This is a genomic window from Bacillus sp. JJ1503 (genome assembly GCF_036965125.1).
In the GTDB taxonomy this organism is placed as follows: Bacteria; Bacillota; Bacilli; order Bacillales; family Cytobacillaceae; genus Cytobacillus.
Genome location: NZ_JBALOZ010000139.1, coordinates 1 through 16,266 on the forward strand (window position 1 = coordinate 1; position 16,266 = coordinate 16,266).

Sequence of the window (16,266 nt, forward strand, 5' to 3'; positions counted from 1 at the left end):
GCAGAAAGGATATTAGCACTCGGTACACGCTTTGATGATGATGGCTCCATTGATATTTTCTTATTTGGGGCAAAAGCTCATGATGCTGGAGAATTGACGATTGATAACTTTAATGGCTTTGTCAATCGGTTAATTAGACAATATCCATTAGAGGGCAGCACGTATTATGGGAAGGTCATGAAAACAATCCGCAACCATTACTTTGGTTCAGCAGAGAGGCGGAATAGTGCTTTGCCAAATGACGTACCTGTCTATGTGATGTTTGTGACTGATGGTGCAACCTTTGATGAAAAAGAAACAATCAGCCATATTCAAAGCTCATCTTACGAACCAATCTTCTGGCAGTTCATGGCTATCGGGAAATCCAATAAAGGGACAAAGCCAAGAGGATTCTTTAGAGCGTTTCAATCCGATTTTTCCTTCCTGGAGGAGTTAGATAACTTAACAGGACGATATTTGGATAATGCTAACTTCTTCAGTGTGGAAGATCCGCAAACGATTTCCGATCATGAGTTATATGATTTGCTTATGGCCGAGTATCCTAGTTGGGTTCGGGCTGCTTCTGATAATGGGTTGATTCTTAGAGAAACAAGCAAAATTCACTGATAAAAATATTTGTCTAAAAAGCAAAAAAGGGAAACACGGCTCACGATTAGCCATGTTTCCCCTTTTTAATTGTACTAAAAAATGTAGTGAGTTATTCAAATATCGGTAAGGTTACTACAACCATCAGTAAATACAAGATGGCAATATAATTAACCGAATATAGAAACATGACCCGAGCCCACTTCTGATCATCTTTCGCAAAAAATCCCCTTATACTAATCACTAGCCATGCGATATTAAGCAAGGTAGCAACGAATAGGAACACTGTACCGAGCGGAGCTAAATAAAATGGCAGCGGAAGCAAACATGCTACATATACAAGAATTTGCCGCTTCGTCATAGAAAACCCATGAACAACTGGCAGCATGGCTACACCTGCTGCTTTATACTCATCATGTTTCCTTATAGCTATGGCGAATGTATGCGGCATTTGGAAAATAAATAAAATCAGAAACAATACAATTGGAATTATATGAATGCTAGACGCAATAGCTGCCCATCCAATTAAAGGAGAAACAGCCCCCGAGATACTTCCAATTACTGTATTCAGAGTAAATTTTCGTTTGGACCACATCGTGTACAATATAACATAGGTAAACCACCCGATAAATGCATAGAAGACAGCTTCAAGAGTTGTAAAAAAGAGAATGAGGAAACCCAATATGGAAAAGGTAATCCCCATAAATAATACAGCCTTTAAAGTAAAATTGCCTGTTACAGTCGGACGGTTTTTCGTCCTATCCATTACTCTATCAATATCCACATCATACCAATTATTAATAATAAGTGCCCCTGCCATTACAAATGTACTTCCAACCATAGTCAGTAAAAATAACGGTATTTGCTCCATAAAGGATTCATTTGAAAAGTACAGTGCTAACCAGAATCCGGTAAACACCGGCAGAACATTGGCTATTAATACATTCGCTTTGAAAAGTGACCTTAGATCAGATAAGAAAGACTTTTGCGGAGAAGGTGTTCTATCCGTACTCATCTTATATCCTCCCCCCATGACTTAGTTCAAAAAATGATAGCAAAATCCTCTTTATTCATGCATGTCAAATTCATAAGTTTTATAAAGAGGCCCATCTAATATTAACACAGATAGCTTATAAAATTGAAATTCTATATACAAAATTCTACACATTTTGCTAAAAAGCATACTTACTTAGACTATTCGGCGAAATTATCGTACTTTTCTCTATCAAAAAAAGAGGTTTTTTTAATTTTTTTAATGTCATAGCAAATAATAATAAAAACTTTGACATTCAAATGGCAATCATGTAAATTACTATATGGACGAACATTTATTAGGTGTCCTTGCTTAAATATTCGTTTTTAGGGGTGTATAATATGGAAAACGTATTTGATTATGAAGATATTCAATTGATTCCGGCGAAATGTGTTGTAAATAGCCGTTCTGAATGTGATACAACTGTAACTTTAGGAGGACATACATTTAAACTGCCTGTCGTTCCTGCAAATATGCAAACAATTATCGATGAGAAGATTGCTATTTATTTGGCTGAAAATGGTTACTTCTATATCATGCATCGTTTTAATCCAGAAAAACGAATTTCCTTTATTAAAGATATGAAGGCTCGTGGATTAATTGCATCTATTAGTGTAGGTGTTAAGGAAGAGGAATATGGATTCATTGAAGATTTAGCACAGGCTGAGCTTGTCCCAGAATTCATCACAATTGATATTGCGCACGGCCACTCTAATGCTGTAATCAATATCATTCAACATATTAAAAAGCACTTGCCGAACAGCTTTGTGATCGCAGGAAATGTTGGTACACCAGAAGCAGTAAGGGAATTAGAAAATGCTGGTGCAGACGCAACAAAGGTTGGGATTGGACCAGGTAAAGTATGTATCACGAAGATCAAAACTGGCTTTGGAACTGGCGGCTGGCAATTAGCTGCTTTACGCTGGTGCGCAAAGGCGGCTAGCAAGCCTATTATCGCAGATGGTGGCATTCGTACACATGGAGACATCGCAAAATCGGTAAGATTTGGCGCCACTATGGTGATGATTGGCTCTTTATTTGCCGGCCACGAAGAATCACCAGGTGAAACGGTCGAGAAAGACGGTAAACTATACAAGGAATACTTCGGTTCTGCTTCCGAATTCCAAAAAGGCGAAAAGAAAAATGTAGAAGGCAAAAAAATGTTTGTTGAATACAAAGGTCCTTTACAAGAGACATTAACGGAAATGGAGCAGGATCTCCAGTCTTCCATTTCTTATTCTGGAGGAAGCAAACTAAGCTCCATTCGCAATGTTGACTATGTTATTGTGAAGAACTCTATATTTAACGGTGATCGTGTTTATTAATAGCAACCAAGGGGCCTCTATCCCGTAATGGTCAAAACTTGTATACCCTCTGACATGAGGGTATTTTTTATTATTGGATGAGTAGCGAGATTAGCTGCATTTATATTGAATAAAAAGGAAATAACACTTATAATTGAGAATGAATTTCAATTCAGACTATATTGCTCAGTATATTTTTTTCTGGAGGTTTTGATTTGTTATTACGCTTTTTTTCTTATTATCGGCCATATAAATGGTTGTTTATCCTTGATTTTGTATCAGCAATTATTGTGGGCATATTAGAGCTTGCATTTCCTTTAGCCGTTAATCAGGTCATTGACCGGCTGCTCCCAGAAGGAAATTGGAGCATTATTCTTTTAGCCTGTGCGGGACTGCTTCTGATTTATCTTCTTAATACAGGATTACATTATATTGTTACTTATTGGGGACATAATTTAGGTATTAATATTGAAACAGATATGCGCCAAAAGCTGTTTACGCATATGCAAAAGCTTTCATTTGGATATTATGACAACAATAAGACAGGACATAGCATTTCTCGGCTGACGAAGGATCTTGAGGAGATTGGGGAAGTGGCCCATCACGGTCCAGAAGATGTATTTGTTGCCATCATGACACTTGTTGGCTCTTTTACCTTGATGGTCAGCATTAACTGGAAGCTTGCGGTTATTTCTTTTATCGTCATCCCTCTTCTGATTATATTTGCGATTTATTTTAATAAAAAAATGACAAGAACCTTTCGAAGAATGTTCCAGGATGTAGCGGAGATTAATTCACGAATAGAGGACAGCATCGGGGGTATTCGCGTCGTTCAAGCATTTGCTAACGAAAAGTATGAGCAGAAAAAGTTTAAAGAAAACAATGAAAACTATCGTCTAACAAAGCTGCAATCCTATAAGATTATGGCGCAAAATGTGATGGCTAATTATTTGTTTATGAGAACCATAACTCTTTTTACCCTACTATTTGGTACGTTTTTTGTTATATCTAGAGAATTAACTTATGGGGAGTTCGTTGCTTTTATCTTGTTATCGAATATTTTGATCGGCCCCATTCAAAAGATTAATGCGGTTATTGAAAGTTATCCGAAGGGAATTGCTGGATTTAAGCGATATACAGAAATTATCGATACGGAGCCTGATATTGAAGATTCCGAGGATGCTATTGAGATGGAACTCGCTGGAACAATCCAGTACAACAATGTTTCTTTTGGTTATGAAGGAAATCAACCTGTGCTTAATAATATTAATCTATCCATTCAACCCGGAGAAACTGTTGCTTTTGTTGGCCCATCTGGTGCTGGAAAAACAACCCTCTGCAGCCTCCTTCCGCGATTTTACGAGGTTCAAGAAGGCTCCATATCTATAAATCAAATAGATATTCGGGATATTAAACTATCATCCTTGCGCAGACAAATTGGGATTGTCCAGCAGGATGTGTTTCTATTCTCTGGTACTATTCGCGAAAATATTGCCTATGGGAAATTGAATGCGACTGATGAGGAAATCTTAGATGCTGCTAAAAAAGCGAAGCTTGATGACTTTATCCAAAGTCAGCCTCAAGGTCTTGATACGATTATTGGTGAAAGGGGCGTTAAGCTTTCCGGCGGACAAAAGCAGAGGCTCGCCATTGCCCGAATGTTCCTTAAAAATCCGCCAATTCTAATCTTGGATGAAGCTACATCCGCCCTTGACACAGAAACAGAGGCAGCGATTCAAAAGTCATTGGAGGAACTCACCGAAGGCAGAACCACGCTAGTTATTGCTCATAGATTGGCCACCATTAAAAATGCTGATCGAATTCTCGTTGTAACGAAAGATGGAATTGCGGAGCAGGGCAACCACCAAGAACTGCTGGAATCTGAAGGAATATACAGCAGGCTGCATCAGGCTCAATTTAGTTGAGAGCATTAGCATATAAAATTAAAAGCCTGACTCGCTTATCACTGCTGAAGTCAGGCTTTTTACTTCTTACTCCTAATTAATAGACTATGGCTGTTTAATGTATATAGTCTGGCCGATAAGATGAATAAATCATCATAATTTTTTCTCACATATTCCTCCATTATATTTAACCCCTTCTGAAATTCATCCACTAAATAGTGAGTGTACTTTTCATCCCATGAAAACTGATTAATTCTTAGTAGTTCCTCTGCAATTATTTGGAACTTAAACTCAACTGAGAGAAGTTTTATTTGATACAATTTGTCAGAATTTGAATAAACAGTGTTCCTATTCTCATAGCTTTTATGAACATATTTAATAAATGTCATTATTTGGTTAGCCAGCATCTTCGCTTTTTCCATTTCGAAATTAACTTTCATTTTCCACTCTCCCAATTATTTATTATCAGTAACTTAATTAAGAAGAGTGTATGAATTTAGCAGCAATAATAAAACTTAAATTTTTATCTTACTGGCCGTATTGTCATTCGTATAATTGTCCATTTAACTTTGCCAGGAGCCTCCTCTCATATGTATCTTATTCGCACATCTATGCTTGATTTCATTTGTATAGAATATGATTCCTTAAAAAGAGGAAAGTATGATCTTATAGGTCAAAGAGCCCTATATGAATAGAGCTCCTTAGTTTCTTGATTTTATTAACGTTTTTGAATGCCGGAAACAGTTTTACGAAAATGCCCTTCCCTTATACTGCCTTTACGAAATCTATAAATTTGGCAACCTTTTCATCTAAGAACTTTAGAGTCCCCTCATCTACAAGCTGACCTGTCTCATCGAATTTCTGATTTGCAAGACCAATCAATACCTCGTTTCCACCTGGAGGAAGTATCTTAGCTTGAACACCAGGCGATGATAGAATTTCACGTAAATGCATTTGGGCACGAATAGTACCTAGCATTCCAGGAGTCGCCCCCAATGTCATTACTGGTTTGCCAATGAAAACCTTGTCCACCCTAGAAGCCCAATCTAAGGCGTTTTTTAATACGCCAGGAACCGACCAATTGTATTCTGGAGTAATGATGATAACCCCATCTGCACTTGAGATTGTATCTTTAAATTCCTTTACAGCATGCGGCGGATTGTTTTCTTCATCTTGGTCATAATGAGGCAGACTACGAATATCAGTAATAAACATATCCATTTTATCGACATAACGTTCCTTCATAGTCTCAGCGAGCTGTCTATTCAGAGAACCCTTATGGATACTTCCAACGATCGTAACAATTTTCATAATATAGAACCTCCCAAAGTATTTTTAATCATTTTTGAATATTGAACCTGATCTTTCGAGGGTTATCTATCAGCATTTTTATCTATTAGCAAAGTATCAAAGAATTGTGGGTTATAGAATATTTTCATATACAAAATAGTTGAGTGTAAACAAAGGTGCCTGAACACGGAAAGTAAAATTCAAGATGCAGCAGGCACTGCTTTCAATTATTTTACTTATCTTCCCTTAATAAATAATCATTTCCATCCTGGTCCTTAAATGAAAACATCGTTCCAAATGGCAGTCTCATCATTTCCTCCACTTGTACTCCATTTTGTTTCATTTTCTCATATGCTGATTCGATATCAGTTGTACTGAAAAGTATAGATGGATGTGCAACCTTAGATGGCTGATGTTGTTCCATTGCCGATTTAGAATAAAGCACTAAAGTCGTAAATTCATCCTCGCCTGGCCCAACCTCAATCCAAAACGCATCTGGCCCCATTGGCTGTTCAAATTTTAAAACAAATCCAACCTTATTGATCCAAAAGTCTTTTGCTGCTTCCTGATCTTGTACATAAACCGTCACTTTTCCAACTTTGTTTATCATCCAAAAAACTCCTTTTCATAAATCATGATAGACAAAATTAGTTTATCAATCCGGAATATCAAAAGCAATTTTGGATGATTAGTTTCCTCCTCTTCACCTAAGCCCATATGCCAGGATAAACTATTTTACTCATTTGCATTTCATTAGTAGAGGGTGTTATCTTCGAGGATCCTCATTCCGTTATTTATTCGAATCGATTGTTTTTCTTGAGGTTATCGGACCCTGTTTCCGCTATTGCATGAAAAAGAATGCTATTTTCCCTTGTTTTTATAATTAAGAGATTCTCTGTCCTATTCAAACCCTAAAGATGCTGGTTTTATGGAAATAAAGGATTCTCTGTCCAAAAAAATGTATTTTCGCTTCTCTCCTCTCTTTTTTTTTTATTTCGGTCAGCTTTCAATGTGCTATGTAAATGACAAATGTCAAAAAGATAAAACTAAAGAAATAAGCATATACATAGAAGATAGAATAGTTATGATAGCAATAAATAGTTTCAAATGATGAATAGGTACCTTATTTGCAAAGTGTGCCCCTATTAATATCCCAACAATCGTACCTATCAAACTTGCTATAATTAACATGGTGAGATTTCCCATACTTGCATGAGCAAAGTACCCAAATACAGATGGGATGGCAATAACAACTGAGTTTAACAAACTCACTCCAACGGCTACCCTTATATTTACCCCCAAACTTGCTAATAACGGAACGAGTAAAATAGGGCCGCCCGCTCCGGTTAATGAGCAGACCGCTGCTGTTATTAATCCAATCAAAATAACTACTAAATGGTTATTTAGTATTTTCGATTGCCTATCTCCATTTCTATTGTTTTTCTTAAGCAAAATGGATAGGCCAGCTATAAGAATAAAAATATAAAGGAGAAGTTTTGCTAGAAAGTCAGAAATTAGCACATTGATTTGGACACCCATAAATGCACCAGGCAGGCTGCCAATACTCAAGTATAGTGCTAATTTTAGATCCATGTTCTTAGATTTCCAGTAGGAGTATGCACCAATAATACCGGAAACTGCAAACGATAGAAAGCTCAGCGCAAGGGAATCATGCACAGGCATTACTAAAAAACCTACATAAATTAAAGGAAGCAAAAAGCCTGATATTCCTGACATTCCCAATAAAACACCAATAATTAAGTTTGAAATTAAAACTACACAAAAGAGAAATAAGTATGTGAACATTTATCAAACCTCAACTCCTTCCGTTCTAGGGACGCTTCGCATACATTTTAGGCGCCTCCAAGTATTTATAAATACTTTACATGTTAAAATTGGTATTTAATAGTATTCCAATCAATTCCTTTTTATCAAACCTTTTTCTTAACTTCAATTAGAATTAGGAACCCACTAATGACCATTATTAATTACAAAAAAGAAGATGAACGTTTTCACCTGCTGCTAAGTCTAATAAGTAGCAGGGGGAAGGAGGCAACGCTGTGGTTGAGATAGATATTATAAAAAAAGCAATGAAAAGGGATGAACACGCTCTTTTACAAGTGCTGGAAGCATATGAAGATGTATTGTATCGGACAGCGTTTGCTTATTTAAAAAATGAGCACGATGCGATTGAAGCCATCCAAGAAACGACTTACCGAAGCTATAAAAAAATTCATACGCTTAAAGAGCCGCGTTATGTCGGAACATGGCTCGTTCGAATATTGCTCAATGTTTGCCACGATATGCATAAGAGAAAAAGTCGTATTGAGCTGAGGGAAACGTTAGAGGTCGAAGGACAGTATTATGATTCTCCTAATCTAGAGATTTTTGAAGCGATTTCGCAATTGCCACATGAACAGCAGCAATTAATTTATTTGAAATATTTTCAGGATATGAAAAACAATGAGATTGCGAGCGCGCAAAATATTCCCGAAGGAACAGTTAAATCCAGATTGCACACAGCACTACGGAGGCTGCGCCATTATTTTAGCGAGAGGAGGGAATTTTAAATGAATGAAAAAGAATATGCCGCTTTAAAAGATGAACTTAATTCGATTCCAGTTCCGAAAGAAGCACTCTCCTATGCTAGGACAAACGGTTTAAAGAGAGTACAAAATGAAAGACATAGCCGCAAAAAATGGACAGGAATGTTAACAATTACAGCCGCTCTTATCTTAATCCTGATTACAACGATTCGCGTATCTCCTGCTTTTGCACAAGCAGTTGCGAAAATACCAGGCTTTGCTCCGCTCGTTGAGATGATTGCCTATGACAAAGGAATTGAGGATATATTAAAAAATGATTATTATGAAGAGCTTAATATAACAGAAACAAAGAATAATTTAACTTTTACATTGCTCGGCATTATTGCAGATGAATCAGGAATGATTATTAACTATGAGCTTGAAGCTCCCTTCGAGATTCATGACCTCCACACAAAAGGTGTTGAGATTAAACAAAATAAAAAAGGGCTGGAAGCTGGATTAACATTTAGTTGGTATGGCAAGGAGCCGACAAATCATATAGAAGATACTATAGAGGTAACCGCTAGTAAAAATATCGATTTCACAAATCCGAATTTCGAATTATCCATTACATTTAAAGACGAACATGAGACAACATTCAACATCCCTTTTTCTTTGCAAAAGGAAATCGCAAAAAGTAAAAATTACAAATTGGATCAAACTGTAGAAATCGATGATCAAAAATTGACCGTAAAATCACTGAGGATTTCTCCACTTCGGGCAAAGCTTGATATCGCAGTCGATTCTGCAAACACCATGCAAATTTTGCAAATAAAAAGCATGCGTTTATTGGATGAGAAAGGCGAAGTATGGGGCACAATTACAAATGGAGTATCAGGCTTTGGAGGTATGCGAGACGGAGATGCAGCTCTCTTCTTTCAAAGCAACTATTTTAGAGAACCCAAAAGCTTGACGTTGGAAATCAATGATGTGCAGGCATTGCCAAAAGGAAAGGATTATATCGAAGTCGATTTTCTAAAGAAGAAAGTCTTCTATATTCCCGACAATGTAAATGTAAATATTGAGATTGAAAGTAATAATACAATTCGTGCTACCTATAAGTCAAAAGAAGAAAATCATTTCTATCAAATGTTTTTCCAAGCGGTCGATGCAAACGGCGAAACTGTTGATACTAATGGTTCTACTAATACAAATAGTAATGGAATGGTTGAATCAACCTACACATTTGACACAAGCAATAAAACAAATCCAATTCGAATTTATTTCAATAGCTACGAAAATTATTTAAAGGGATCCGCTACTGTGACTATTCCCTTAAAGTAGCTCGTATCTTATGGAAAAACACAGGGACGGATCTCTTGCTTCTGGATTAGGGAGCCTGATATATGAGAGCAATACCGTTATTGGAGGGCGGGCACCCAATATTCTGTGGATGAATTTCTAATCATTAGTAAAAAGATTTCATATTTAAGCTTGCCCCCTCCTTTATTTTTTTTATATATACTTTCACCCTTCAGCTAGCTATTTTTTCATGATCAGCTACCTTAGAATTCTTCCCTTTTCGTTTAAATGACCAAGATTTAATCGTGCCTACAATTCCTAATGGGAAGAACATAACTGCTAAAATGTATAAGATTCCAAAGAAGATCATCCACCTTTCAAAAATCCAATGGACTTTAGCTAGACCTGTTAACCAATGATGCGCAAATTCTATTAATCCAGCACCGATAATCGCACCCGCTAAAGTCCCAACCCCGCCAATAATTGTCATTAGCAGCGCATCCAATGTCACATCAATAGCAAATACAGACGTATTGACAAAGCGAAGTGTCAGCACATACATGGAGCCAGCAAAGCTTGCGATTACCCCTGCAACAACACTAGCAATAATTTTATAATGAATCACAGTATATCCTAAAGACTCTACCCTCTGTTCATTTTCTCGAATGGCTTGCAGGACGCGGCCAAGAGGAGATTCTGTAAATCGTCTTAACGCAAGAAAAATAAAGATCATAAGAAACAGTGTGACAAAATAAAGTATTACTCGATCTTTAAGTACATCTGGAATCTGAAAGGTAAAGCCATCATTCCCATGCGTTAAGGAACGCCATTTTTCAGCAGCCACTAAAAACAATCCTGAAAAGGCAAGTGTTAACATGGCATAAAAATGACTTTTCAATCGTAAAGAAAGAAGTCCAACGATATAGCTAACTGCGCCTGCTATAATGGCAGCCACTAAGATTGAAAGGATTAGGACTAAGATGGTTTGGTCAAATCTTTTTAAAAATATTCCTGTCGTATACGCACCAATTCCGAAAAACATCGCATGGCCAAATGAAACGATGCCTGTAAAACCTAGTAAAATATCATAGCTCATAGCAAATACGGCAAAAATAAAGACTTGCGTAAACAAAATCAGCATACTTTTTGTATCATTCAAAAATGGAAAACAAATTAATAGAAATGCAACTGCACTATAAATAATATTCGCCTTCGAGGAATTCATAGGAAGCTTCATTTTCTCACCCCTTTACTTTGAATAATCCTTGTGGTCTAAAAATTAATACAACAGCCATAAGCAGCATATTTACGGCAAGTGATAAGTCCGGAACGTAATAAGCCATGAATGCCCCTGACAATCCCACTAATATAGCAGCGAATAATGACCCTGTAATACTTCCCATTCCGCCGATGACAACAACAATAAAGGCCAAAATTGCAAACTCCATTCCCATTTCCGCATAAATAACGCCAGAATACGGCCCAAGCAATACTCCGCCTAGTGCAGCCATCGCTGAACCAACCATGAACACTAACATAAAGATTTTCTTTATGTTTACTCCAAGTGCTTGCACCATTTCTTTATTAATCACACCGGCACGTACAATTAAACCGATCTTCGTATTTTTCAGAATATAATAAACGATAAAAAACACAAGGAATCCAATAGCAATGATAAATAAGCGATATTTAATCATAATGACTCCGCCAAACTCCCAGCTTCCTGCTAAGTAAGAAGGTGTTTTTGCACTAAGCTGGTTTGGCCCCCATACCACTTTTAACATTTCTGAGAGTACAATCATGACCCCCAGTGTGATTAATATTTGTTGAATATGGTTTCCATAGACGGGTTTTATTATGATTCTCTCCATAAATAAACCCAAAATAAGTCCTGTCAGTAAGGCAGATATCATTCCAATTAAATAGCTTCCAGTCGATGTATATGTCCAAATACCTGCATATGCTCCCCAAGCAAACAATCCGCCGTGGGCAAAATTCAATACATCCATAAGCCCGAAAATCAGCGTTAACCCTGCCGCCAAAAGGAAAACTAACATTCCTGTTGCAAGTCCATTAATAGATAAATTAATTAATACATCCAATCAAGTTCCTCCTCTCTTCGATACGTATCACGTACTAGCCCTCCTATTGAAATTCCCATTTTTCAATCAGTGTCGCAATGACTTGCCTTACGCTATACCTAAATATTGTTTTCGAGCTTTTTCATCTTCTTTCAACTCTCTCATTTCTCCATGAAGAATCGTTCGGCCATCGTCAATAATATAGAAATGGTCGCCAATCGTACTGGCCATCATGTAGTTTTGCTCTACTAAAACAATCGTTGTTTTTGTTTTCATTTCTTGAATCGACTCCATCACCTTTTCAACTACAATTGGCGCTAAGCCTTTACTTGGTTCATCAATTAGCAGCAGGTCATTATCATTCACATATGCCCTTGCTATAGATAACATCTGTTTTTGACCTCCGCTTAAATGACCCCCTTTTCGCTTCCAAAACTTCTTTAAATCAGGAAATAGGTCCAGAATGTAATCAAGCCGTTCCATCGTTTGCTCATTTTCTTTTTTCATAGCAACCTTCATGTTTTCTTCCACTGTCAATTCACCAAATATTCCTTGATCCTCGGGAACATAGCCAATTCCTTTAGCGGCAATTAAATAGGTTGCAAGTCCTGTAATATTCTCACCATTGTATTCAATCCTGCCTTTTGCCGGCGGGTTTAAACCCATGATAGATCGAAGTGTCGTTGTCTTTCCGGCTCCATTTCTGCCTAATAATACAGTTACTTCACCTTTTTTAACCTCCAATGAAACACCTTGTAAAATATGAAATTGATCAATGTATGTTTCGATGCCCTCTAATTTAAGATGCGTGGTCATCATACAAGCCTCCTAAATAAGCAGTTTGAACTGTTTCATTATTCATTATTTCTCTTGGTGTACCATCTGCTAGAAATCTTCCATTGAATAAAACCATTAAACTGTCCGAAAGATCGAGAATCATATCCATTTTATGTTCGATTAAAATGATTGTCCGATTACCCGCTTCTTTGATTTTTTTTATAACATCTAAAATAGCCGGTACTTCTTCAAGTGACATTCCGGCAGTTGGTTCATCTAAAAGAAGAACCTCCGTTTCAAGTGCTAAAAGCATAGCAATTTCTAATTTTCTTTTTTCTCCATGAGCAAGGTTTTTTGCTACAGCATCTGCTTTATTATCAAGGAGAACAAGCGTTAATATTTCTAGTGCTTTCTCTTCGAATGGACGATATTTTCGGAAATGCTTCAACATTTGATAGCGGACTCCTGCTGCAGATTGGACGGCTAATCTTACATTCTCTAAAACCGTTAAATTGCTGAATACATTCGTTATTTGGAAAGAGCGTCCAATCCCCTTTCTTGTTCTTTCTGTTGGAGACAGTTTTGTGATATCTTCTCCTTTTAAAAATACTTGCCCTTTTATAGGAGAAAGCTGACCGCTTAACAAGTTAAAAAAGGTTGTTTTACCTGCGCCATTTGGCCCGATAATGGACTTAAAATGGTTTGATGGGACAGAAAAATTTACTGAATCGACTGCAACATGTCCGCCAAAAGCAATCGTTAGGTCCCTAGTTTCGATAATAGGAGTCACCATTTATTTCACCTCTTTTTTCAACAAGTACCAGTCACCTGTCGAGTTTTTTGTCCTAGCACTTGCGATTTTACTAGAATAGTAAACTTCGGTACGATAGCTACCGAAGCTTACTATTAATTAATCATTTAGTTCCGAACAGGCGGTGCTGTTTCTTCTGGTGTTAATTCCCGCAATAGCACCGGAATAGGATAATCAACTCCATCCACTTTTTCTAAACGAATCGCATATAATGTTTGTAGTGCCTGATGATCTTCTTTCCGGAATGTCATTTTCCCTTTTGGCGTATCGAAGCTCATTCCTTCCATTGTGCTGATTAACTTATCAACATCTGTGCTGCCTTCTGTCTTTTTTATCGCTTCAACAATAGCAATGGCTGCACTCATGCCACCTGGCGTGAATAAATCTGGCACTTCCCCGTTATGCGCACTTTTATGCTGAGCTACTAACCAATCATTGATATCATTTTTTGGCAGAGCGTGAAAATAGACTGTAAACCCTTCCATTCCAATCAATGCTTCCATTGTCGCAAGAGTTGCAATATCAGCGGTACCTGTTGAAATTTTTATTCCCTTTTCTTGAACCTTCATATCGGCAATTTGGTTCCACGGAGTGTTTGCTCCAGCCCAAACAACATATAAGTATTCCGGCTTTGCTTCGATTATTTTTTGAATATTGGAGGTAAAATCAGTTGCAGCCGGATCGGCATATTCCTCATGGATAATTTCAGCCCCTAGTTTCTCCGCAGCTTCTTTAAATGCAGCTATCCCATCTCGGCCAAAGGCATAATCAGGAGCGAGCGTTGCAATTTTTACGCCCTTGCCTGCAATAGCTGCAGCACCAGCAACCGCATCCTGTGATGAGTTGCGTGCTGTTCTGAAAATGTATTTATTCCAATCAGCTCCCGTGATGCTATCCGCTGCTGCTGGTTCAACGACCATAATTTTTTCATATTCTTCAGCAAGTGGTAAAACTGCTAATGTATCGGCGGAACTTGAAGATCCAATTAAGAAATCGACCTTATCTTCTTCAATCATTTTCGTTGCTTTTTGAATCGCAACCTCAGGTTTTGTTTCTGTATCCTCAATGACATACTCGATTTTGTGACCTGCTACTTCCATTGTTCCATCTGTTGCATAATCAAGACCGAGCTTAAAGCCATTAACCGTTTGCTTTCCATATGATTCAAGAGCTCCACTTAATGAAGCGAGAACCCCAATTTTAATTGGATCCTTTTTTACTTCATTTGAAGTGTTTGAGCTTCCTGGATTATTCTCTTTATTACTGGCCGATTCTGAATTACAAGCTGATGTAGAAACCATAAGCACCGTTAACATTAGTAGAAACAATACTTTTCCAAAAGATTTTTTCTTGAACAAAACCCTCATCCCCCTGTAAAGGCTAATTTATTGTAAAAATATGATTGACTAACACAACCTAATATTATCCATTTGCCCCTTTCCATTTAATGACTGTAGCTGCCCATGTATATCCTGTGCCAGCACTGACCGCTACAGCAATATCGCCAGTTTTTAATTTTCCTTGCTGACTTGCAAAATGCAGTCCAATACATGGATCAAGTGCAGACATATGACCATGATGATCTAAGTACACGGCTTTTTCTTCTGGTAAGTTTAATCGTTGAAGTAGTTCTCTAAACATGGAGCGTTTCGAATGAAGTGGCAGGAGAACGTTAATGTCCTGAGGTGCTAATCCGCTTTTATGCAATGCTTGATGTATAACTTTCTCAAAATTTGGAATGGACACGGGGTCTAGTCTCTCTTTCATGCTAGCCGGATCAACAACATCAATATAATGCTGCCTGTTTTGAACTGACTCTATGCTTGCAAAGTGCTTAGATCCCCCTGCTGGAATACGTACATCTTCATGGAATGACCCATCTGTAATGATGACGCTTTCTAAAATTTCACTCATTGTTGCTTCTCGTTTTACTAAAGCAGCAGTGCCTCCATCGGCAAAATTAAACATAAATCTCGAGCGAGGATTATCGTAATCAATAATTTGTGATTCTTTACATCCACCTACTAGTAAAATATTTTTAATAGACTCGTCAGCCTTTAGCATATCTTTTGCGACCTTTAAAGCAATCGGGAAGCAGGAGCTTACATTCATCATTTCAAATGCATACGCATTTTTCGTTCCAAGCTCATACTGTATCTTTGGTGCGCTTGACCAAACATAATAGTCTTTGTGCGGACTTCCAAAATAAATAACAACATCAATAGATAAAGGATCTACTTTTGATAAAATTGGCCTTGCTGCAGCAATTGCTAAGTCCGAAGCGTGCATCGTATCATCTGCTACATGTTTCTGGTATAAACCAAACTTTTCAATAATTATTTTTTCGGGAATACCAGTCTTGGAGGCTAATGCTTCTGCTGTTTCAATCCCCTTTGGAAAATAAACGCTGGTTGCTTCGATTCCAATCGCTTTCATATCAGCTCTCCTTTTGCCGGTACCATCATTACTGCTGATCCAGTTAGCACAAGTTCATCATTTTGATTATGGCATTCCGTTAATAACTTAATAATTTTCTTCTCTTCAATGAATTCCTGAACAGTGGCTGTCGCAGTAATTGTATCCCCGATAAAAACCGGGAACTTGAAGCGTATCGTCTGTTCCATATATACAGACCCTTTCCCTGGCAAATGTAC

The 16,266-nt window shown here is 37.5% G+C and carries 17 protein-coding genes; 5 read left to right on the top strand and 12 right to left on the bottom strand.

Annotation, left to right across the window (positions count from 1 at the left end; all coding sequences use genetic code 11):
• A partial coding sequence (locus V7149_RS12145; RefSeq protein ID WP_335345889.1) for a VWA domain-containing protein occupies positions 1-606 on the top strand: 606 nt, incomplete at its 5' end.
• Between the two features lie 91 nt (positions 607-697).
• Here the strand turns inward: V7149_RS12145 and cyoE are convergent.
• Entirely contained in the window at positions 698-1,600 is a 903-nt protein-coding gene (gene cyoE, locus V7149_RS12150) for a heme o synthase (protein WP_335345890.1), read from the bottom strand.
• Between the two features lie 359 nt (positions 1,601-1,959).
• On the opposite strand from cyoE, the gene guaC reads away from it, so the two are divergent.
• Positions 1,960-2,943: a GMP reductase gene (gene guaC, locus V7149_RS12155; RefSeq protein WP_335345891.1), complete on the top strand. Its 984-nt coding sequence runs from the start codon at positions 1,960-1,962 to the stop codon at positions 2,941-2,943.
• Positions 2,944-3,137: 194 nt separating this feature from the next.
• On the top strand, positions 3,138-4,847 hold the full coding sequence (locus V7149_RS12160) for an ABC transporter ATP-binding protein (protein WP_335345892.1): 1,710 nt from the start codon (positions 3,138-3,140) through the stop codon (positions 4,845-4,847).
• Between the two features lie 59 nt (positions 4,848-4,906).
• Here the strand turns inward: V7149_RS12160 and V7149_RS12165 are convergent, their stop codons facing one another.
• The 4 genes from V7149_RS12165 to V7149_RS12180 form a co-directional block, all read right to left on the bottom strand.
• Positions 4,907-5,266, bottom strand: coding sequence for a hypothetical protein (locus tag V7149_RS12165; RefSeq protein WP_335345893.1), 360 nt, complete (start codon positions 5,264-5,266; stop codon positions 4,907-4,909).
• A gap of 325 nt (positions 5,267-5,591) precedes the next feature.
• Positions 5,592-6,137: an NADPH-dependent FMN reductase gene (locus tag V7149_RS12170; protein WP_335345894.1), complete on the bottom strand. Its 546-nt coding sequence runs from the start codon at positions 6,135-6,137 to the stop codon at positions 5,592-5,594.
• Positions 6,138-6,348: 211 nt separating this feature from the next.
• Positions 6,349-6,726 carry a VOC family protein gene (locus V7149_RS12175; protein WP_335345895.1) on the bottom strand — a complete coding sequence of 126 codons (378 nt, stop codon included), beginning with the start codon at positions 6,724-6,726 and terminating at the stop codon, positions 6,349-6,351.
• Between the two features lie 422 nt (positions 6,727-7,148).
• Positions 7,149-7,922: a sulfite exporter TauE/SafE family protein gene (locus V7149_RS12180; protein ID WP_335345896.1), complete on the bottom strand. Its 774-nt coding sequence runs from the start codon at positions 7,920-7,922 to the stop codon at positions 7,149-7,151.
• Between the two features lie 254 nt (positions 7,923-8,176).
• Here V7149_RS12180 and V7149_RS12185 point away from each other — a divergent pair, with 254 nt between their 5' ends.
• Positions 8,177-8,686: a sigma-70 family RNA polymerase sigma factor gene (locus tag V7149_RS12185; RefSeq protein WP_335345897.1), complete on the top strand. Its 510-nt coding sequence runs from the start codon at positions 8,177-8,179 to the stop codon at positions 8,684-8,686.
• Positions 8,687-9,985 carry a DUF4179 domain-containing protein gene (locus tag V7149_RS12190; protein ID WP_335345898.1) on the top strand — a complete coding sequence of 433 codons (1,299 nt, stop codon included), beginning with the start codon at positions 8,687-8,689 and terminating at the stop codon, positions 9,983-9,985.
• Between the two features lie 190 nt (positions 9,986-10,175).
• Here the strand turns inward: V7149_RS12190 and V7149_RS12195 are convergent, their stop codons facing one another.
• From V7149_RS12195 to V7149_RS12225, 7 genes are all read right to left on the bottom strand, one after another.
• Positions 10,176-11,180: a branched-chain amino acid ABC transporter permease gene (locus V7149_RS12195; RefSeq protein WP_335345899.1), complete on the bottom strand. Its 1,005-nt coding sequence runs from the start codon at positions 11,178-11,180 to the stop codon at positions 10,176-10,178.
• Positions 11,181-11,184: 4 nt separating this feature from the next.
• On the bottom strand, positions 11,185-12,045 hold the full coding sequence (locus tag V7149_RS12200) for a branched-chain amino acid ABC transporter permease (RefSeq protein ID WP_335345900.1): 861 nt from the start codon (positions 12,043-12,045) through the stop codon (positions 11,185-11,187).
• Between the two features lie 87 nt (positions 12,046-12,132).
• The gene (locus tag V7149_RS12205; protein WP_335345903.1) at positions 12,133-12,840 is read right to left on the bottom strand and encodes an ABC transporter ATP-binding protein; all 708 of its coding nucleotides are present in this window, start codon (positions 12,838-12,840) and stop codon (positions 12,133-12,135) included.
• Positions 12,824-13,591 (bottom strand): ABC transporter ATP-binding protein, encoded by a 768-nt coding sequence (locus V7149_RS12210; RefSeq protein ID WP_335345904.1) that lies wholly within the window; start codon positions 13,589-13,591, stop codon positions 12,824-12,826. The genes V7149_RS12205 and V7149_RS12210 overlap by 17 nt, the downstream gene beginning before the upstream one ends.
• A 128-nt stretch (positions 13,592-13,719) precedes the next feature.
• Positions 13,720-14,928 (bottom strand): substrate-binding domain-containing protein, encoded by a 1,209-nt coding sequence (locus V7149_RS12215; protein ID WP_335345905.1) that lies wholly within the window; start codon positions 14,926-14,928, stop codon positions 13,720-13,722.
• Between the two features lie 106 nt (positions 14,929-15,034).
• Complete coding sequence (locus V7149_RS12220) at positions 15,035-16,048, bottom strand: 3-oxoacyl-ACP synthase (protein ID WP_335345901.1); 1,014 nt, start codon at positions 16,046-16,048, stop codon at positions 15,035-15,037.
• Positions 16,045-16,266 (bottom strand): FAS1-like dehydratase domain-containing protein (locus V7149_RS12225; RefSeq protein ID WP_335345902.1); only part of this gene is annotated, 222 nt, incomplete at its 5' end. The genes V7149_RS12225 and V7149_RS12220, both read right to left, overlap by 4 nt.